The following is an 18,685-nucleotide window of genomic DNA, read 5'->3' as shown; positions in this document are numbered from 1 at the left end:
ATGCCCCACCCTCACCGCAAGGGACACCAATCGGTTGCTTCGCGCCCGGTACTCTCAGCGATTGTTCTGGCACTGACACTTACCGTTGGCATGCCATTCGCCGCGGCCTTTGATCTGGAGTCCGATCAACCCATCACGGTCAACGCCGACAACGCGCGGCTCGACGAAGGTCAGGGCATTGCAACCTATACCGGTTCGGTTGAAATGAGCCAGGGCGACGCCAACCTCGTGGCGGACAAGGTTGTGCTCCACCGGGACGAAAATGGCGTCAGCCGCATTGAAGCCACCGGTACCCCGGCACGCTACCGCCAGCCGGCAATGGAAGGCCAGGGCGAAACCGACGCCCGCGCCCTGACGATCACCTGGTCCGCCTCGGACAATCGGGTCACGTTTAAACGCGAAGCCGTTATCGAACAGGGCGGCAACCTGTTCCGCGGCAATATCATTCACTATGATAGCGCCGAACGTGTTGTGACGGCGGAAGGCTCCGCCGATCAGGGCGATGGCAGCGGTCGGGTCGAGATGGTGATACAGCCACGCGGCAATCCCGACAACAATCCAGACAACAATCCAGACAACAATCCAGACAACAACTCCGGCGAACAGGATACCGATGGCAGTTCTCAGGGCCAGTAACCTGGCAAAAAGCTACAAGCAGAAGAAGGTCGTCATCGACGTTTCCCTGGAAATTCGCAGCGGCGAGATAGTCGGCCTTCTTGGACCCAATGGCGCGGGCAAAACGACGTGTTTCTACATGATTGTTGGCCTGGTTCCCGCCGACAACGGTCGAATCACCATCGACAATCAGGACATAACGCCCCTGCCCATGCACGGCCGTGCCCGAAAGGGAATCGGGTACCTGCCCCAGGAAGCATCGGTGTTCCGCAAGCTCACCGTGCGCGACAACATACTGGCCATCCTGGAAACCCGCAGCAAACTCAAGCGCGCGGACCGGGAGGCTAAGCTGGAGGAACTGCTTGAAGAGTTTCACATCACCCACATCCGCGATAGCGTCGGCATGGCCCTGTCAGGTGGCGAGCGACGACGGGTGGAGATTGCCCGCGCACTGGCGATGGAGCCGGCATTCATCCTGCTGGACGAGCCCTTCGCTGGGGTCGATCCCATCTCAGTGAGCGACATCAAGCAGATCATCCGGCACCTGCGGGACAAGGGCATCGGCGTACTGATCACCGACCACAACGTGCGGGAAACCCTCGATATCTGCGAGAATGCCTACATTGTCAGTGGCGGCCATATCATTGCCTCTGGCAACTCGGACGATATACTGGCCAACCAGCAGGTCAAGGAAGTGTATCTGGGCAACGAGTTTCGCCTGTAGTACACTCGGCAAAGAACTTGCTTGGTGCGGCAAGTAGCCAGCATACAAAGAGTTTTTATGCAACCCCGGCTCCAGAGAGCGCCCGAGTGACGTAAAGAGAGAGCCTGAGTGACGGAAGAGAGAGACCGAGTGACGGATCCTGAACCATGGTTATGAAAGCCTCATTACAGTTAAAGCTGGGCCAAAGCCTGACCATGACGCCCCAGCTGCAACAGGCTATCAGGCTTCTGCAGCTCTCCACCCTGGACCTTCAGCAGGAAATCCAGCAGGCATTGGAATCCAACCCAATGCTGGAAACCTCGGAAGACGACGACAACCAGAGTCCGGAATCCACGGACAATGACAACGAGTCCTCTGAAACAGCGTCAACCGAGGAATCCAACACCACCTCCGACACCGCAACGGACTGGGACGAATCCGAAAACGGACCTGACTGGTCATCAGAAACGGATAGCCCCGACACCATTCCTGATGACCTTCCCGTCGACACCGCCTGGGATGACATTTACCAGTCCGCTCCAGCTTCAGCGGCCCGTAACGACGACGAAAACGACAACGACTTCGAAACCCGCAACTCCCCCACTGAAACGCTTCAGGACCACCTGGAATGGCAGTTGAACCTGACGCCCATGAGCGAGCGGGATCAGGCCATTGCCCACGCCCTGATGGATGCGGTTGATAACCACGGCTACCTGACGTCTCCGCTTGAGGAAATTCACTCAGGCATGGTGGACGAATCCGATGAAGACCCGCTGGAACTGGACGAAGTGGAAGCCGTTCTTCATCGCCTGCAGCACTTCGATCCACCCGGCGTGTTCGCCCGTAATCTGCAGGAATGCCTGCTGATCCAGCTGAATCAGCTGCCCCCGGAAACACCCTGGCTGGCTCAGGCCCGACTGGTGATTACCCACTACATAAACCTGCTGGGTAACCGTGATTACGCCCAACTGTTACGTCGCAGCCGCCTGAAGGAAGAACAGCTACGGGATGTGCTGGCCCTTATTACCGGACTGAATCCGCGCCCTGGCGACACTCTGGACCAGGCCGAGCCGGACTACGTCATTCCCGATGTGATCGTGCGCAAACACAATGAGCGCTGGCGCGTGGAACTGAATCCTGAAATTGCACCGCGCATTCGTGTGAATGCAAGCTATGCTTCTCTTATAAAGCGGGCGGACAGCAGTGCCGACAACACGTACCTGCGGGACCAGTTGCAGGAGGCAAAGTGGTTCATCAAGAGCCTGCAAAGCCGTAACGAAACCCTGCTCAAGGTGGCCACCCGTATTGTCGAGCACCAGCAGGGATTCCTGGATCATGGCGAGGAAGCCATGAAACCATTGATTCTTTCTGATATTGCCCAGGCGGTGGAAATGCATGAGTCGACCATTTCACGCGTCACCACCCAGAAATACATGCACACACCGCGAGGCATATTTGAGCTTAAGTATTTTTTCTCAAGCCATGTCAGTACCGACGAGGGTGGAGAGTGCTCATCCACGGCAATCCGCGCGATGATCAAAAAGCTGATTGCAACGGAAACTCCGAAAAAGCCATTGAGCGATAGTAAAATTGCAGCCATGCTAGGAGACCAGGGTATCAAAGTGGCTAGACGAACCGTGGCCAAGTATCGCGAGGCAATGCACATTCCTCCATCCAACGAGCGAAAGCGACTGGTGTAGAAAGCGTCTGTTCCCCGCCTCACGGGGAGAGCCCTTTCCTGAAAATATACCGCCTGCAGCATAACGCTGTGGCACACAGCCGGCATCCTAACGGGTGCCGGTAAGCTGAAAACAGGAGAAGCCTATGCAACTCAATATTTCAGGCCATCACGTAGAACTGACTCCCGCACTGAAAGATTACGTATCAGGCAAATTTGAAAAGCTTGAGCGGCACTTCGACCATATCAGCAATTGCCAGGTTACCCTTGAGGTGGAAAAAGTGCGCCAGATGGCGGAAGCTACGCTTCACGTGATAGGTGGTGAGATTCACGCAAAGGCCGAAAACAGCGATATGTACGCTGCCATTGATGGACTGGTAGATAAGCTGGACAGGCAGATCCTGAAGCACAAGGAAAAGAACGTAGACCGGATGCATGGGAACGGCGCCCGCTAGGACGCACCCCTGCATGACAGTTAATCGAGCTGCGGCACTGGCTAACCATGCAACACGTGCCGCAGCCTTTTTTTACGGAACTGCAGTCGATTCATGACCGACACATCCCTGACTATCGAGAACATTCTCGCGCCGGAGCTAACCCTTTGCCGGGTGCCTGCCTCCAGCAAAAAGCGGGTTATGGAAACCATTGCCGAGCAGATCCAGCAACACGACTCTTTGCTCAGCGACACCCAGATATTCACCAACCTGGTCGCACGGGAGCGACTGGGGAGCACGGGTATCGGACAGGGCATCGCGATCCCCCACTGCAGACTGGAAGGGCTGGATCACGTGGTCGGCGTTTTGCTGACCCTGGAAGAAGGCGTTGCGTTCGATGCTATCGACAACCAGCCGGTGGATCTCGTCTTCACCTTGATTGTCCCCAAGGAAGCCACCAGCGAGCATCTTGAGCTTTTGAGTCAGCTAGCCGAAAAGTTCAACGAACGTGCATTCTGCGACCAGCTGCGTCAGTGCACTGATGCAGGCTCTCTCTATCGCCGGATGACAGCCGAAACAAGCTGAACAACTCCACATCCAAGGTGAACGGGCTATGAAACTGATCATCGTCAGCGGCCGATCAGGTTCCGGGAAAAGTACCGCGTTACATGTTCTGGAAGACCTGGGCTTTTACTGCATCGACAACCTGCCTATTGGCCTGTTGTTCCCTCTCACGCAGGAAGCCACCAACCAGAATTCTCCTGGCCGGCTGGGAAAGATGGCGGTCAGCATCGACGCCCGTAACCTCTCCGGGGAGCTGAGCAACTTCGAGGATATCTACCGCAGCCTTCAGGACACCGGCGTAACCATCGAGGTCATCTATCTCGACGCCGATGAACAGTCTCTGTTGCAGCGCTTCCATGCCACCCGCCGGAAGCACCCGCTGAGTGATGACAAAACCTCCCTGCGGGAGGCCATTGGCAACGAAAAGAAACTTCTGGAGCCCCTGTCAAAACTGGCAGACCTTTACATCGACACCACAGGGCTGTCCATGTACGAGCTCCGGGATATGGTGAAGCAACGGGTCGCGGGAAGGCGCCACCAGGAACTGGCGCTGCTGTTCCAGTCGTTCGGGTTCAAGCACGGCGTGCCACTGGATTCGGACTATGTGTTCGATGTGCGCTGCCTGCCCAACCCCTATTGGGACACCAGCCTTCGACAGTTCGTGGGCACCGACCAGCCGGTCATCGATTTCCTGGAAAAGGAGCCGTTGAGCCGTAAGATGGTCGAAGACCTGACCCAATTCCTGGAAAACTGGCTACCATCGTTTGCAGACAGCAACCGCAGCTATATGACCATATCCATCGGCTGCACCGGTGGCCAACATCGTTCGGTTTATATCTGCGACCAGCTCGGCCGCTATTTCTCGGGCAAATACAGCAACGTGCAGGTTCGCCACACCGAGCTGCCCCACCTGCAAAGCAGGAACAGCTGAACCGCCTATGATCCGCCGCCCCATTACCATTATCAACAAACTCGGGCTCCACGCCCGAGCGGCAGCCAAACTGGTTGCCAAGGCATCTGAGTTCGACAGCAGTATTGAAATCAGCCGCAAAGGGAGACAGGTGGACGCCAAAAGCATCATGCCGGTAATGATGCTCGCCGCCAGCCAGGGGACAGAGGTAGAGCTGATTGTGGACGGTCCGGATGAATCCGACGCTGTCGATGCATTGGTTACGCTGATCAATGACTACTTCGGGGAAGGCGAATAACCAGCTCCACACTGGACATACGTGCCCGTCTACGGCATTCACCTACAACTCTTCCTCACCTATGTCGCCTAACTCCGCTATAATACGAGGGTTTTCTGACTGTGGGTGATCCATGACCGATATTCTGGAAAAAAGCCAGGCGCGCCAACGTCTTCGCTCGCTGAGCGAAGCGCTGGACAGTGGCGCCCTGAAACAGGTCGCCCGCATCCTGAATGGCGGCCTGAGCCCCAGTGACATCGCCCACCTGCTGGAATCATCACCACCCCGCCAGCGCGCCCTGCTCTGGAACCTGGTCGACAAGCAGCTTGAAGGTGAAGTCCTCCAGTATCTGAACGACGATATCCGAGGTTACTTCCTGAGCCAGCTAAACGCTCAGGAACTCGCTGACATCATCGAGGATTTCGAGTCGGACGATCTGGCCGACTTACTGCAACAATTGCCCGACACGGTGATCCAGGAAGTCCTGGACACCATGGACGAGCAGGACCGTCAGCGCGTCGAAGAAGTACTTTCCTACCCGGAAGACACCGCCGGCGGCCTGATGAACACGGACACCATTACGGTGCGTCCGGACATCAGCATCGACGTGGTTCTGCGCTACCTGCGTCGTCATCGCAATCTGCCCCCGATGACGGACAGCCTTATCGTGGTCAGCCGACGCGACGAGTTCATCGGCATGCTACCAATCACCAAAATGCTGGTATCCAATCCAGCGGCAACGGTGCGGGAAGTGATGGACACGGACATTGAAGCGATACCAGTCACCCTGTCCGACACCAAGGTGGCGACCCTGTTCGAACGTTACGACTTGATCTCAGCACCCGTAGTCAGTGAGGAAGGTCGACTCCTGGGCCGAATCACCATCGATGACGTGGTTGACGTAATCCGTGAGGATGCCGATCACTCACTGATGAGCATGGCCGGCCTCGATGAGGACGAAGACACCTTCGCTCCCATCCTGAAGACCACCCGGCGTCGGGCGGTGTGGCTAGGCATCAATCTGCTCACGGCCTTTACCGCCTCCGCCGTGATCGGCCTGTTTGAGGCAACCATCGAGAAAGTGGTGGCTTTGGCGGTATTGATGCCTATCGTGGCTTCCATGGGCGGCATCGCTGGCAGCCAGACGCTGACTCTGGTGATCCGTGGCATGGCCGTGGGACAGATCAGCGGCGCTAACGTGGGCTGGCTGCTAAACCGCGAATTTATTGCGGGAGCCCTGAACGGATTGCTCTGGGCTGTGGTGGTTGCATCAGCGGCAACCCTCTGGTTCAGGGATATCATGATTGGCGCCATCATCGCCGCCGCTCTGATCATCAACCTGATCGCCGCGGCCCTCGTGGGCACCGTGCTGCCTCTGTTCCTGAAGTCCCGCAACATTGATCCGGCCTTGGCCGGTAGCGTTATACTGACAACGGTCACGGATGTGGTCGGCTTTATGGCCTTCCTTGGTCTGGCGACGATATTCTACGGATAACCGTTATCCGACAACACGGACTCAAAATGAACGACTCCCAAGACGACGCCCCGGAATACCTCGGCCCGAGCAAGTCCCAACTCAAGCGGGAAATGCACCAGTTGCAGGATCTCGGCAGGCGCATGCTCGATCTGAGTAACGACCAGCTCAATACCCTTCCCATCAGCGATACCCTGCGGGTGGCCATTGAGGAATCCCGTCGCATTCGACAGAACGAAGCCCGTCGCCGCCATCTGCAGTACATTGGCAAGATTATCCGCCAGGAAGACGATCCGGAAGGGCTCACTCGAGCCATCGACGCATTTGATGCCGGAAGCGAAGAGCACACCCGCCGACATCACCTGGCGGAACGCTGGCGTGATCGGATGATTGAGGAAGGCGACCCGGCCGTCGGCGAATTTCTGAACTACTGCACCACAGCCGACATCCAGCACCTGCGCAACCTCGCACGCAATGCTCGCCGGGACGTGCAGAAAGAAAAGAATACCGGTCAACCGCGAAAGCTGTTTCGCTACCTCAGGGAGTGCATCGACGACGCGGAAGCCGCCGGAAACTAAAGTCTCCGGTGCTCCCAGACGGGCATCCGCGTGCGGATATCCTTGAGTGTTTCGCGATCAAGCTCGCCAATGACGACACCCGGCCCCTCGTCGAGTTCGGACAGTATTCGGCCCCAGGGATCGACGATCGCGCTGTGCCCATAGGTGCGTCGACGCTCACTATTCTGCCCCCCCTGGGCCCCTGCCACCAGCCAAACCTGATTTTCAACGGCACGGGCACGTATCAGCGCATGCCAGTGGGCGTCACCGGTATGCCAGGTAAAGGCACTGGGTAGGGATATCCATTCAGCGTCCTTCTCCCTGAGTTGCCGAAACAGTTCGGGGAAGCGCAGGTCGTAGCATATGGCCATGCCGAGTCGCCCTGCCGGCGTATCAACCACAACTACGTCATCGCCCGGCTCGAAGGTGTCTGACTCGCGATACTGCCCCTGAGCGTCTTCCACGGTGGCATCAAAAAGATGGATCTTGTCGTAGCGGGCGACCTCGCGGCCACGGTCGTCGTAAACATAACAGCAGGCGCGAACCCGCTCGGCCACGGTGGAACCGTCCGGCCTGGAGGCAATGGGCAGAGAGCCTCCCACCACCCAGATACCCAGTTCGGCCGCTTGCTGCTCCAGGAATTGCCGAATCACATTATCCGGTTCTGCTTCCCGTCGACCGCAGCCGATCATCTGTTTTGTGGCCAGTACCGCAAAGTTCTCGGGCAGCACCGCAATGCTGGCGCCTGCGTCAGCCGCCTCCTTCAGCAGCCTTGCTGCCTCGTTGAGGTTGGCGGCGATGTCATGAGTACTGACCATCTGTACCGCCGCCACCCGACTTGCCTGCCATTTGACGGGGTTGTCTTTTTGCGTTGACATCGTGGCCCTCCTGCCAAAACCATCAATTACCGGTATCGAATACCCGCCTCAGTCGAACATCTGGTTCGTCCCAGCTTCCACTTACACTATAGGTTGCACTGGTGAGTTTGCTCAATGGGTCGCCCAACACTTTGTCGAGTACAAACAACGCACCGCCAATCGGAGCGCCCGCCCCCATCAACAAGGCGGCCAGAGGCAGGTTCTGAGTCAGCGGCAACACCACCACCATGCTCATGTCGAGGGTTTCCTCGACCATGTTGGAGGTGCCTGTAAGCTTGAAAGCACCGGATGGCCCTACCACTTGCAACTCCGGATCCAACGTTAGTAAGCCGTTGATCATGCTTGCCTTTCCGGAGATGGCATCGAAGGCGACGCCAGCTTCGTACAGATCGGAAAAATCAAGTTTCAGACGGCGCCAGAGCGTATCGGCGTTGAGAAGGTTGAACACCCGGAACAGCTGAGCTGTATTGTTCCCCTCAAGGATAACACCGTCGTCAAAACGCACACTGACCGAGCCACTGAGGCCAGAGACATCGAACTGATCGGGACGGCCTGGCCAGTCAATATCAAGCTTGACTGCCGTATTCTTACTGCGAAAAGGAATCTCAGCGCCAACCAACGTGCCCAGGTCTGCCAGCGAGTTACCGTTGATATCGCCGGTAAAACGGGTGACCTCACGCCCGGTCGCAATGCTCCAGTCCAGCTCTCCCGTCAGGGTCAGGGATTTGAGAGCGCCAACAATATCCTGTACCCGCAGCTGTGCAGCGTCGGGCCTCAGTTGGAACGACCAGCTACCGGCGCTTTCCCCATCCATATTGAGATCTGCAATACGGACATTCACGTCCGGCCAGTTGCTGATCTCCAAGTCACGAAACGTCTGTGCCTGTCGCTCTGACTCCTGCCCCTCGTCAGTCTCACTATCACTTCGATAGAGCGTAAGGCGCTCCAGATCAACACTGACCGGTTGATCGTCCCGGGGCCAGACGACACGGCCTGAGGTCCATTCCGAGTCGGCTGTGACCAGCCACTCACTGTCACTCTGCCGTGCAGACACCGTCATATTGGTCAGTTGGCGGTCGCCCAGAACCAATTCGTTCAGGGCAATGTCTACCATCCCCGCTTGCCAGGTCATATCCAGATTGGCACGGTCCTGCCAGTCGACTGACAGATCAACGCCTGACTCTTGCCGGGGCGTGACCGTTACCCTCAGGGGCGCTTCATCATCGATGCCTTTTGCCAGCGGGTCAGGCCAATCGACCGACAGCCCGGCAAGGTCCGAATACAGCGTAACGGCGGAAGCGGTGTCCGGTGAGACATCCAGCGTTGCCTGATAACCAATGTCGCCACTGAGCCCCATGTCCATGCTGTCCGGCAACTCGGTTCGATCCAGGAGCTGGCGAACGTCAAGGCGACCATATTGACGGATATTGAGCGATTGAGCATTCTCACTCCGCCGCATCAGGACCGTGACCGGAGCTCCCATAAAATGAGCTTGCAGGGGGTTCTCGGAAAATCCCTCATCGCTGCTGAACCCCAGCTCTCCATTCACCTGGGTCCACTGCAGATCGGCTTCGGGATAAGTCAGGGTACCGGAATCAGCTCTGACGCTGGCTTTGATGGTGGGTGGCGCGTCGGATACCAGAGGCAAACCCAGCCCGAGATCCAGGTGGAAATCGCCATCCAGGGTGATACTCCGCCCTGCTTCTCCCGCCAACTCACCCAGCGGGCTGTTGTCCATCCAGAAAGCCAACGCCGATCCAGGAACCGGGGCTGACGCATCGACGTAAAGTTGAATGCCCTCGCCCTCCGGGACAACCCGCACCTCGCCGGGCTCCAGCTCCAGCCCTCCCGTTCGTCCAGAGCGGATGTCGACCCGAGTGCGACCATCCTGAATAAAGACTTCGCCACTGGCATCCGCAACCTCAGGCCATCGCTCGTCGTAGCGGATACTGGCTTCTTCGAAACGGTAAACCATTGAGGACGAGAAGGAGTTTTCCGGGGCGTCACGATCAATCTGGCCATGACCGTAAAACTCACCGCTGGGGATATCGGCCTTGGTAATTGCCGTTGTCAGCCATTGGTAGAGGTCAGGGTCGACAACCTTCACTGGCACGAAGTCGGCAAGCATATCGGCGGTGCCATCGCGCACACCGACCTTCAGCCCCAAATTGTCCTCCCCGCCCTGATCCATCCGCAGGTCAAACGCACCCGTCAACCGGGTATTGGCCCCATAAACCATACCGATATCATCCGCGTATACGCGGGTTACCCCTCCCTCAAAACGCCAGGCCACACCTGCGCGGACGTCGCGGAGGCTCCAGAACCCCCGGAACAGGTCCGGGAAACCGAGCGACAGCTCATCGTTGCTCACCCTCACGAACCCGCCGTTCCGGTCGACAAACAGGGTGCCATCAAGACCAGACGCACCCGGCGCGCCATCATGAGCTCTGACACCAACATTGTTCAACGCAGCCGTCAGCTCAAAGCCACGGCTATCGTCCGTGGGCAGTTTAAGCATCATCCGGTCCAGGCGGCCAGTGGGACGATAATTCTCCAGGGCTCTTTCAGCCCTGCCTGGCAACAGATTCATTCCGACAACCAATCGCCGGAGAGGTTGTAGTGGAAGCGCATCAGCGATCAATCTTCGGCCACCGTCGCGATGGCTAAACCGGAGACTGAATGGAGAGACCGTATGGCCGTTCCACTCCCACGTAAGTTCCTTTAGGTGAAACTCACCGGTGGTATACCAGGGTTTAGCCGTTGTTTCCGGCTCATGCTCAGCCAACGAATCGTGTCTGCGCCAACCAAATGTCGCCCTGATATCTTCAAGCGGTGCCAGGGATTGGCGACCAACACCAAGCTGCAGATACGGTGTTTCCAGGTTACCGCTGACCTGCTCAATGCGGCCATCCCGAAACGTCATCCAGACCTGGCCTCCGAGATCAAACCCTTCTGCCCGTATATTCCGCCAAGCGTACTCCTCTGCGAGTCCATCAAAAAACCGGCCGGAGTTGATGTCGGCATATATCTGACCCGTGAAGTCACCGCGAAAGAAGTGCCGGCCAACCAGCCCGAAACTGGCCAGTTGTTCGGTCGTTCCTGGCCTCATGGCCCGACCGGATGCGTGGAACAGTCCGCGCCGATAGATCAGGTCCAGTTGGGGCACCTCTACATGCCGCAAGGTGCCATTGGCGTCGCGAACACCAAGGTCCAGACGTGTAATTTTGACGGAGGGGTCGGACAGCCATTTGCCGGCGATATCCAGCCAGAGCTCCAGATCGTTTGCCACGGGGTCGGGAATATCGACACCTTCGATGGTCACCGCCCCCCTTGGAGTCTGGTTGATCGTCAGCTCCAGCCCATCGGCGTCAAAATCAGCGAGCACAATGCGCAGGCGCATGAGCGAGGCGAGAAAGTCGAGGCCAATGCGGACGCTCTTCAGTGAACCGGCAACGTCACTACGGTCGTTTTCGGAAACGACCACAATATCGCGGGCGACAATGGTTGGGTCCAGCCAGTTCCAGCTGGAGGAGAGAGCGCCAATACTGACCGGCTGACCAAGCTCCGACGACAACCGTTGCTCGATCGAAGAGCGATACTCGTTGATGTTCTGTGTCACCTGGCGCCCTATTCCGGCATAGAGCGCAAGCAAAACGACGACCGCCAGCACCAACCACCAGATCAGACTGGCGGCGCCCGAGGCCATTCGAAGCAACAGATGTTTCAGAGTTTGGTCAGCCACACTGGATGCCATCAGGGGTAATCGCCAAGCCTAACCTATGCCTGCCGGGCCAGCGTTACAGCAGTACCACATCATACTGCTCCTGACTGTAGAATGGCTCAACCTGAAAACGGATGGTTTTGCTGATAAACGTCTCAAGGTCGGCGACGTTGTCGGACTCTTCATCCAGCAGCCGATCCACCACACTCTGGGACGCCATCACCAGATAGCTTTCCGCATCGTAGGCACGATTGACCCTGAGGATTTCACGGAACACTTCATAACAGACGGTTTCGCTGGTCTTCAGGAAGCCGCGACCATCACAGATCGGACACGGTTCACACAGAATCTGACCGAGGCTTTCGGTGGTGCGCTTGCGGGTCATCTCCACCAGTCCCAGCTCGGAAACCCCGGTAATCTTGGTTTTGGCGTGATCCCGCTCCAGCATTTTCTCCAGCATTCGGTGGACCTGGCGCTGGTGCTCGGAATCCTCCATATCGATGAAATCGATGATGATAATACCACCGAGATTCCTCAACCTGAGCTGGCGACTGATGGCACGGGCCGCCTCGAGGTTGGTCTTGAAAATGGTTTCTTCCAGGTTACGGTGCCCCACAAACGCGCCCGTGTTGATATCGATCGTAGTCATCGCTTCGGTCTGGTCGATGATCACGTACCCACCGGATTTGAGCTGGACCTTGCGACTGAGAGCTTTCTGAATTTCATCCTCAACGGAATACAGGTCAAAAATGGGACGTTCGCCCGGGTAGTACTCAACCTTATCGGAAAACTCGGTCACGAATTCTTCTACAAATTCCATCACCCGCTGGTGGCTTTCCCGGCTATCGATACGAACCTTCTCGGTCTGTGGGCGAATCAGGTCGCGAATGGTGCGGATAAACAGGGGAAGATCCTGATACACCACCGAGGGCGCCTGGCTTCGGGTAATGCGCTCCTCAATGGCCTGGTTCAGACGATGCAGGTAGGTCATATCACCAATCAGGTCTTCTTCCGAGGCGGCCTCTGCGGCGGTGCGAATAATATAGCCGCCGGAAATGTCCGGTTCGGCGGCAGCCCCCTCTTCCACCAGTGACTTTAACCGAGAACGTTCAGCCTCATCTTCAATTCGCTGGGAAATACCAACATGGCTGACGCCAGGCATGAATACCAGGTAGCGCGACGGGATGGATAGCTGGGTGGTCAGCCGCGCCCCCTTGGTTCCAATAGGGTCCTTGGTGACCTGGACCACAAGAGACTGCCCTTCGCGGAGCAAGGTGCGGATATCAGGCACGGTTTTCGGCGTTTCGGGGGCTTCGTTGGCTGGCTGCTGACTAATGACGACATCGGAGGCATGAATAAACGCCGCACGCTCCAGACCAATATCAACAAATGCCGCTTCCATGCCGGGCAATACGCGAACCACCTTGCCCTTATATATGTTGCCCACGATGCCCTTGCGGCTGGTGCGCTCAATGTAGGCCTCCTGGAGCATACCGTTCTCCACGAGCGCCACCCGGGTTTCCACCGGGGTCACATTGATCAGTATTTCTTCACTCATTGCGGCTCTCCTGCCTGCTGTTCCAGGTTTCCCATACCGGGTATCCGGCACCGGCCAGTAATGCTGCGGTTTCCTGCAGGGGCAGTCCCACTACGGCGCTGTAACTGCCTCGGAGTTCCTCTACAAAAATACCACCTCGCCCCTGAATGCCATAGCCGCCAGCCTTGTCCATGGGCTCGCCAGTTGCCACATAGGCCTCGATTTCTGCCGTCAGCAGCTCGAGGAAACGAACATCCGCCACCACCAGACGCGATTCACAAACGCCCTCGTGGACCACAGCAACACCGGTCATGACCTGATGGGTGGTTCCGGAAAGCGCCTGCAACATAACAATCGCATCGCCGGCAGTCGCCGGCTTGCCCAAAATCCGGCCACCCAGTACGACCGAAGTGTCCGAACCAATCACCAGGCTGCCAGGCTTGAAAGCGCTTCCCGCCAGAGCCTTTTCCCGGGCAAGGCGTTCAACATAATGCTCGGCCGATTCGTTGCTCGCGGGCGTTTCGTCAATATCCGCCGGCTGAACCCGAAACGACAGACCGATCTGCCTTAACAGTTCGGCTCTTCGAGGAGACGCTGAGGCAAGAACAATAGACTGCATAGCGCCCTCCAATCCTAGCCAAGCTTGCGATTCAGATTATCCAGCAATACACACAACACCGGCCAGACCAGGGCACTGGTCAGTGCCGGCCACAAGTAGCTAAAACCGGAACTGTCAGCTCCCAGTGTCTGCTTGATAAAATGCACCAGCATCTGGTTGATACCCAACAACAGGAACACCATCAGGCACTGCTGCGGCAAAGGGTACATACGCAGCCGCTGGTGAATGGTCAGCACCAGGAACGCAATAACACCCATGGCCAGGGCATTCACGCCCAGCGGCGTGGCTTCCAGTACGTCCAGCAGCAGACCGAGACACCAGGCCAACAGGATACCGAACTGGGCCGGTGCCCGGAATGTCCAGTAGAACACAATCAGGCCCAGCCATTCCGGCCGGAACTCAAACCAGCCCAGCGGAAACAGCGAACTGCTGAGCACCAGGGCAAACAAAACGCTAAGGGCAAAAACGGGATAACTGATCACCGACAGCATTAGCGCACCCCATCCTGTTCTGGTGATCCAGCGTTGGGGCCTTCGGGCGAGGTTCCAGCGTCACCCGTGGCGTCCTGTTCTGGTGAAAACACAACCAGCACCAGGCGACTCCGGTTCAGTTCCGCCATTGGCGTAGCACGAATTTTCACAAACGGTTCACCCGGCTCCTTGGAAATCTGGTCCACTTCCGCCACCGGGTAACCCTTGGGAAAACGCCCCCCCAGCCCGGAGCTGACCAACAGATCTCCTTCGCGAATATCGGCGGTATCCGGCACATGCACCAATTCAAGCGCACTGGTGTCGCCATTTCCGAGCAGGATAGCCCGCAAGCCGTTGCGAACCACTTCCACAGGCACTGCATGACTGCTGTCTGATACCAATAGAACCCGTGAGGTAAAACTGCTGGCTTGCTGGACCTGACCCATCAGGCCGTTGGCATCCAGGATAGCCTGGCCGACCACGACACCGTCACGACTGCCTTTATTGATCACCACTTCGTGGGAGAACGGGTCCGGTGAAACAGCCACTATTTCGCCAACAATCACCCGGTCATCAAGAACCTCTGAAGAGTTCATCAGTTTGCGCAGTTCGTTATTTTCCGATGCCAGAGCGGCGTATTTGAGGGCCCGGCGTTCCAGTATCAGCAAGCGCGCCTGCAGCGCTTCGTTCTCTTCCTGGAGATCTTCACGGGTGGTAAACAGGCTGGCGACCCAGTCACTGAATTCGGAGGGCGCATTGCCAAGCCAGTGAACCGGGGCGAGGCCTGTGCCAATGGCGCTGCGTACTGGCGTCACCTGATCGAAGCGGACATCCGCCACGATCAGTATCGCTGACAGCACAATAACAAGTAGCAGCCTGAAACCGGGAACGGGGCCTTGGACAAAGATGGTTTTAATAGTTCACCCTCCCGCACTCCATGCAGGCGTCCATACGACAACCGCCGCCGTGATCATTCACGAGCGGCGGCCGGGTAAAGGCAATGTCGGGGCGCAAAGCCGGAGTCAAGGTCAGCCCTCCTGGGAGAACATTCCGATTCCGCCACGGTCAATCACTTCCAGCGCCTTGCCGCCGCCACGGGCGACACAGGTCAGCGGGTCTTCCGCGATAATCACCGGCAAGCCGGTTTCCTCGCTGATCAGCTTATCCAAACCGCGCAGCAACGCACCGCCACCCGTAAGCACAATGCCCCGTTCTGCGATATCAGACGCCAGCTCCGGCGGCGACTGTTCCAGGGCACTTTTCACGGTCTGGACGATCTGCGCCAGGGATTCCTGGAGGGCGTCGAGGATCTCTTCGCTATTCAGGGTAAAGGCCCGGGGTACGCCTTCGGCCAGGTTGCGGCCGCGAACGTCGATTTCGCGGATATCCAGGCCCTCATAGGCGCAACCAATTTCGTGCTTGATGCGCTCCGCGGTGGAATCACCGATCAGGCTGCCGTAGTTGCGTCGAACGTAGGTAACGATGGCTTCATCGAACTTGTCGCCCCCGGTACGAACAGACTCGGCGTACACAATGCCGTTCAGGGAGATAATGGCGATTTCGGTGGTGCCACCGCCAATATCCACAATCATGGAACCGCTGGCTTCCTCTACCGGCAGGCCAGCGCCGATGGCCGCCGCCATCGGCTCTTCAATCAGGAACACTTCCCTTGCACCAGCGCCCAGAGCGGATTCACGGATGGCCTTGCGCTCTACCTGGGTGGACTTGCTGGGAACGCAAACCAGTACGCGGGGGCTTGGGGTGATAAAACTGTTCTCGTGCACTTTGTGGATGAAGTGCTGGAGCATTTTCTCGGTAACCACGAAATCTGCGATCACACCGTCTTTCATCGGGCGGATGGCGGTGATGTTTCCTGGTGTGCGGCCAAGCATGCGTTTGGCTTCGGCGCCGACGGCTGCAACCATTTTCTGTGAGCCTGCGGTGCGGATGGCTACAACGGAGGGCTCGTTGAGTACGATACCGCGTTCGCGCACGTATATAAGAGTGTTGGCGGTGCCCAGGTCGATGGACAGGTCGCTGGAAAATAAACCTCGGAGTCTTTTGATCAACATTCGTGTAGTTTCAACCTGAGAGTTGCAGTCGCAAAATGATGCGGCAACTTTAGCAGTGAGCACCCCCGCAGGCAAGGCACCATCGGGGCTCCCGAGGCGCCTTTCGCGCTTTTCTCCTTTGTTTTGGCCCCTCCCGCGATTGTTTGAATCTGTTACCATAGCGCTTTTATTAATTGGGCTTCGGTGGAGGGCCGTTCGGAGGGGACTTTCCAAAACACGCTCAAGCACCTCCGTGTGGCGCTTGGGCTCCGCCATCCATGGCTCCGCACAGTTTTGGAAAGTCCCCTCCGAACGCCCCCAAGGCGTCGAGTAGCCTTCGTTACAGAAACACTCCATTAAAGACAATTCACATATCTGGGAGGCAGTGTGACCATTTCCCGCAAGGACATTGAGAAAGTCGCTGTGCTCGCCCGCATTCGGGTGGACGAGGAGCAGGTTTCAGCGCTGGAAAAGGATCTGGGCAACATCCTGGATCTGGTTGACCAGCTGAGCGCGGCGGATACCGATTCGGTGGCGCCCATGGCCCACCCCCTGGATGCCGTCCAGCGCCTGCGCCCGGACGAGGTGACGGAAACCAATGAACGGGAGGCTTTCCAGAAGATTGCGCCGGCTACCGAGAATGGCCTCTATCTGGTTCCCCGAGTGATTGAATAAAGGGCATCGAATGACCCGACGAACAGCGACGTAAACAGGACGTATCATGCATAACAAATCCGTAGCAGAGCTTTCCCGAGAGTTGGAAAGCGGCAAGATTTCCAGCGTGGAGCTGACCCGGCAGTTCCTGGGCCGCCTTGAAAAGGAAGACGAGCAGCTCAATAGCTTTATCACCATTACGGAAGAGCAGGCCCTGGCCGATGCCCATGCGGCAGACGAGCAACGGGCAGCGGGTAAGGCCACACCCTGGACGGGCGTGCCCTTCGCCCACAAGGACATATTCTGCACCAATGGCGTGGCGACCACCTGTGGTTCGAAGATGCTGGCGAATTTTGTGCCGCCGTACGATGCAACGGTCACGGAGAATTTCCGCAAGGCGGGCGCGGTGTGCCTGGGTAAGACCAACATGGACGAGTTCGCCATGGGGTCTTCAACGGAGTCCAGCTATTTTGGTGCTACGACCAACCCCTGGGGCCTGAGCCAAGGTGAAAAGCGCGTTCCTGGCGGCTCCTCCGGTGGCTCCGCAGCAGCGGTCGCGGCTCGACTGGTGCCGGCGGCAACAGCGACAGATACCGGTGGCTCCATCCGTCAGCCCGCTGCACTGTGTGGCGTAACCGGGCTCAAGCCGACTTACGGCCGGGTATCGCGCTACGGAATGATCGCGTTTGCCTCCAGCCTGGACCAGGGTGGCACCATGGCCCGCACAGCCGAAGACAATGCGCTGATGCTGAACGTAATGGCGGGCTTTGACCCCAAGGACTCCACCTCCATTGACCGTGACGTTCCGGACTATACCGCAACGTTGAACGAGCCGTTGAAAGGGTTACGCATCGGGCTGCCGAAGGAATACTTCGCTGGCAACCTCAGTGCCGCCATGGAAGAACAAGTTCGGGGTGCTATCCGGGAGTACGAGAAGCTCGGTGCCACGGTAAAGGCAGTGTCCCTTCCCCACGCTGACCTCGCCATCGCGGCCTACTACGTTATCGCCCCGGCCGAGGCCTCGGCCAACTTGTCCCGTTTTGACGGCGCCCGTTATGGCTACCGCTGCGAAGACCCGAAAGACCTCCTGGACATGTACACGCGCACCCGCGCCGAAGGTTTCGGCACCGAGGTCAAGCGGCGGATTTTGGTCGGCACCTACGCGCTATCCGCCGGCTATTTCGACGCCTACTACTTGAAAGCCCAGAAAGTTCGCCGGCTGATCCAGCAGGACTTCATCAACGCCTTCAAGGAAGTGGATGTGCTGATGAGCCCCACCACGCCCTCCCCGGCCTTTATCCAGGGCGAGAAAATCAGCGATCCGGTGACCATGTACCTGGAGGACGTGTTTACCATTGCCATCAACCTGGCGGGCATCCCCGCCATGTCCGTTCCAGCCGGGTTTGTGGATGGGCTTCCAGTAGGCCTGCAGATCATTGGGGATTACTTCTCCGAAGCTCGCTTGTTGAACGCCGCCCATCAATTTCAGCAGGTGACCGACTGGCACCAGCGCGAACCGCAATAAGCCCGATACAGGAGAACG

General features: G+C 57.7%; 18 protein-coding genes. 11 read left to right on the top strand and 7 right to left on the bottom strand.

Features of this window, described 5'->3' with window-relative positions; all coding sequences use genetic code 11:
- The first annotated feature begins 90 nt into the window (after positions 1 to 90).
- From lptA to yjgA, 9 genes are all read left to right on the top strand, one after another.
- On the top strand, positions 91 to 636 hold the full coding sequence (gene lptA, locus R1T46_RS10275) for a lipopolysaccharide transport periplasmic protein LptA (protein ID WP_317308294.1): 546 nt from the start codon (positions 91 to 93) through the stop codon (positions 634 to 636).
- The gene (gene lptB, locus R1T46_RS10270) at positions 614 to 1,339 is read left to right on the top strand and encodes an LPS export ABC transporter ATP-binding protein (RefSeq protein WP_300494211.1); all 726 of its coding nucleotides are present in this window, start codon (positions 614 to 616) and stop codon (positions 1,337 to 1,339) included. Before lptA ends, lptB begins: the two co-directional genes overlap by 23 nt.
- 152 nt (positions 1,340 to 1,491) lie before the next feature.
- Positions 1,492 to 3,018, top strand: a complete 1,527-nt coding sequence (locus R1T46_RS10265) for an RNA polymerase factor sigma-54 (RefSeq protein WP_317308293.1) — start codon at positions 1,492 to 1,494, stop codon at positions 3,016 to 3,018.
- A 124-nt stretch (positions 3,019 to 3,142) separates the two neighbouring features.
- Positions 3,143 to 3,451, top strand: coding sequence for a ribosome hibernation promoting factor (gene hpf, locus R1T46_RS10260; protein WP_126812032.1), 309 nt, complete (start codon positions 3,143 to 3,145; stop codon positions 3,449 to 3,451).
- Positions 3,452 to 3,544: 93 nt separating this feature from the next.
- Positions 3,545 to 4,015: a PTS IIA-like nitrogen regulatory protein PtsN gene (gene ptsN / locus R1T46_RS10255; RefSeq protein ID WP_317308166.1), complete on the top strand. Its 471-nt coding sequence runs from the start codon at positions 3,545 to 3,547 to the stop codon at positions 4,013 to 4,015.
- Positions 4,016 to 4,043: 28 nt separating this feature from the next.
- Entirely contained in the window at positions 4,044 to 4,925 is an 882-nt protein-coding gene (gene rapZ, locus R1T46_RS10250; RefSeq protein WP_300494218.1) for an RNase adapter RapZ, read from the top strand.
- A gap of 7 nt (positions 4,926 to 4,932) precedes the next feature.
- Complete coding sequence (locus tag R1T46_RS10245) at positions 4,933 to 5,202, top strand: HPr family phosphocarrier protein (protein ID WP_300494221.1); 270 nt, start codon at positions 4,933 to 4,935, stop codon at positions 5,200 to 5,202.
- Positions 5,203 to 5,314: 112 nt separating this feature from the next.
- Positions 5,315 to 6,676: a magnesium transporter gene (gene mgtE / locus R1T46_RS10240; protein WP_292047439.1), complete on the top strand. Its 1,362-nt coding sequence runs from the start codon at positions 5,315 to 5,317 to the stop codon at positions 6,674 to 6,676.
- A 26-nt stretch (positions 6,677 to 6,702) separates the two neighbouring features.
- Positions 6,703 to 7,233 (top strand): ribosome biogenesis factor YjgA, encoded by a 531-nt coding sequence (yjgA, locus tag R1T46_RS10235; protein ID WP_317308165.1) that lies wholly within the window; start codon positions 6,703 to 6,705, stop codon positions 7,231 to 7,233.
- Here yjgA and R1T46_RS10230 read toward each other — a convergent pair.
- The 7 genes from R1T46_RS10230 to R1T46_RS10200 all read right to left on the bottom strand — a co-directional run bounded on the left by R1T46_RS10230 (position 7,230) and on the right by R1T46_RS10200 (position 16,506).
- Positions 7,230 to 8,090 (bottom strand): carbon-nitrogen hydrolase family protein, encoded by an 861-nt coding sequence (locus R1T46_RS10230; RefSeq protein ID WP_317308164.1) that lies wholly within the window; start codon positions 8,088 to 8,090, stop codon positions 7,230 to 7,232. The genes yjgA and R1T46_RS10230 overlap by 4 nt on opposite strands.
- A 22-nt stretch (positions 8,091 to 8,112) precedes the next feature.
- On the bottom strand, positions 8,113 to 11,832 hold the full coding sequence (locus R1T46_RS10225; protein WP_317308162.1) for a YhdP family protein: 3,720 nt from the start codon (positions 11,830 to 11,832) through the stop codon (positions 8,113 to 8,115).
- 55 nt (positions 11,833 to 11,887) lie between these two features.
- Positions 11,888 to 13,369 carry a ribonuclease G gene (gene rng, locus R1T46_RS10220; RefSeq protein ID WP_292047435.1) on the bottom strand — a complete coding sequence of 494 codons (1,482 nt, stop codon included), beginning with the start codon at positions 13,367 to 13,369 and terminating at the stop codon, positions 11,888 to 11,890.
- On the bottom strand, positions 13,362 to 13,967 hold the full coding sequence (locus R1T46_RS10215; protein WP_317308161.1) for a nucleoside triphosphate pyrophosphatase: 606 nt from the start codon (positions 13,965 to 13,967) through the stop codon (positions 13,362 to 13,364). The genes rng and R1T46_RS10215 overlap by 8 nt, the downstream gene beginning before the upstream one ends.
- Before the next feature lie 14 nt (positions 13,968 to 13,981).
- Positions 13,982 to 14,458: a rod shape-determining protein MreD gene (mreD, locus tag R1T46_RS10210; protein ID WP_036209841.1), complete on the bottom strand. Its 477-nt coding sequence runs from the start codon at positions 14,456 to 14,458 to the stop codon at positions 13,982 to 13,984.
- Positions 14,458 to 15,345, bottom strand: a complete 888-nt coding sequence (gene mreC / locus R1T46_RS10205) for a rod shape-determining protein MreC (RefSeq protein WP_317308292.1) — start codon at positions 15,343 to 15,345, stop codon at positions 14,458 to 14,460. Before mreC ends, mreD begins: the two co-directional genes overlap by 1 nt.
- A 120-nt stretch (positions 15,346 to 15,465) precedes the next feature.
- Entirely contained in the window at positions 15,466 to 16,506 is a 1,041-nt protein-coding gene (locus tag R1T46_RS10200; protein ID WP_286810905.1) for a rod shape-determining protein, read from the bottom strand.
- 369 nt (positions 16,507 to 16,875) lie between these two features.
- Between R1T46_RS10200 and gatC the strand changes: the two genes are divergently transcribed.
- Positions 16,876 to 17,163 (top strand): Asp-tRNA(Asn)/Glu-tRNA(Gln) amidotransferase subunit GatC, encoded by a 288-nt coding sequence (gatC, locus tag R1T46_RS10195; RefSeq protein ID WP_085679838.1) that lies wholly within the window; start codon positions 16,876 to 16,878, stop codon positions 17,161 to 17,163.
- A gap of 46 nt (positions 17,164 to 17,209) precedes the next feature.
- The gene (gene gatA, locus R1T46_RS10190; RefSeq protein ID WP_317308160.1) at positions 17,210 to 18,667 is read left to right on the top strand and encodes an Asp-tRNA(Asn)/Glu-tRNA(Gln) amidotransferase subunit GatA; all 1,458 of its coding nucleotides are present in this window, start codon (positions 17,210 to 17,212) and stop codon (positions 18,665 to 18,667) included.
- Positions 18,668 to 18,685: the final 18 nt, after the last annotated feature.

Source organism: Marinobacter salarius, assembly GCF_032922745.1.
Classification (GTDB): Bacteria; Pseudomonadota; Gammaproteobacteria; order Pseudomonadales; family Oleiphilaceae; genus Marinobacter.
The sequence above is the reverse complement of the archived record's forward strand: the minus strand, read 5'-3'. Positions and strand labels throughout refer to the sequence as shown.

What these genes read in the sequence shown, in the direction of transcription:
- hpf (WP_126812032.1), top strand. Translation starts at nt 3,143, where the DNA reads ATGCAACTCAATATTTCAGGCCATCACGTAGAACTGACTCCCGCACTG.
- mreD (WP_036209841.1), bottom strand. Translation starts at nt 14,458, where the DNA reads ATGCTGTCGGTGATCAGTTATCCCGTTTTTGCCCTTAGCGTTTTGTTT.
- gatA (WP_317308160.1), top strand. Translation starts at nt 17,210, where the DNA reads ATGCATAACAAATCCGTAGCAGAGCTTTCCCGAGAGTTGGAAAGCGGC.
- R1T46_RS10230 (WP_317308164.1), bottom strand. Translation starts at nt 8,090, where the DNA reads ATGTCAACGCAAAAAGACAACCCCGTCAAATGGCAGGCAAGTCGGGTG.
- R1T46_RS10245 (WP_300494221.1), top strand. Translation starts at nt 4,933, where the DNA reads ATGATCCGCCGCCCCATTACCATTATCAACAAACTCGGGCTCCACGCC.
- R1T46_RS10265 (WP_317308293.1), top strand. Translation starts at nt 1,492, where the DNA reads ATGAAAGCCTCATTACAGTTAAAGCTGGGCCAAAGCCTGACCATGACG.
- mgtE (WP_292047439.1), top strand. Translation starts at nt 5,315, where the DNA reads ATGACCGATATTCTGGAAAAAAGCCAGGCGCGCCAACGTCTTCGCTCG.
- lptB (WP_300494211.1), top strand. Translation starts at nt 614, where the DNA reads ATGGCAGTTCTCAGGGCCAGTAACCTGGCAAAAAGCTACAAGCAGAAG.
- yjgA (WP_317308165.1), top strand. Translation starts at nt 6,703, where the DNA reads ATGAACGACTCCCAAGACGACGCCCCGGAATACCTCGGCCCGAGCAAG.
- rapZ (WP_300494218.1), top strand. Translation starts at nt 4,044, where the DNA reads ATGAAACTGATCATCGTCAGCGGCCGATCAGGTTCCGGGAAAAGTACC.
- rng (WP_292047435.1), bottom strand. Translation starts at nt 13,369, where the DNA reads ATGAGTGAAGAAATACTGATCAATGTGACCCCGGTGGAAACCCGGGTG.
- R1T46_RS10215 (WP_317308161.1), bottom strand. Translation starts at nt 13,967, where the DNA reads ATGCAGTCTATTGTTCTTGCCTCAGCGTCTCCTCGAAGAGCCGAACTG.
- ptsN (WP_317308166.1), top strand. Translation starts at nt 3,545, where the DNA reads ATGACCGACACATCCCTGACTATCGAGAACATTCTCGCGCCGGAGCTA.
- lptA (WP_317308294.1), top strand. Translation starts at nt 91, where the DNA reads ATGCCATTCGCCGCGGCCTTTGATCTGGAGTCCGATCAACCCATCACG.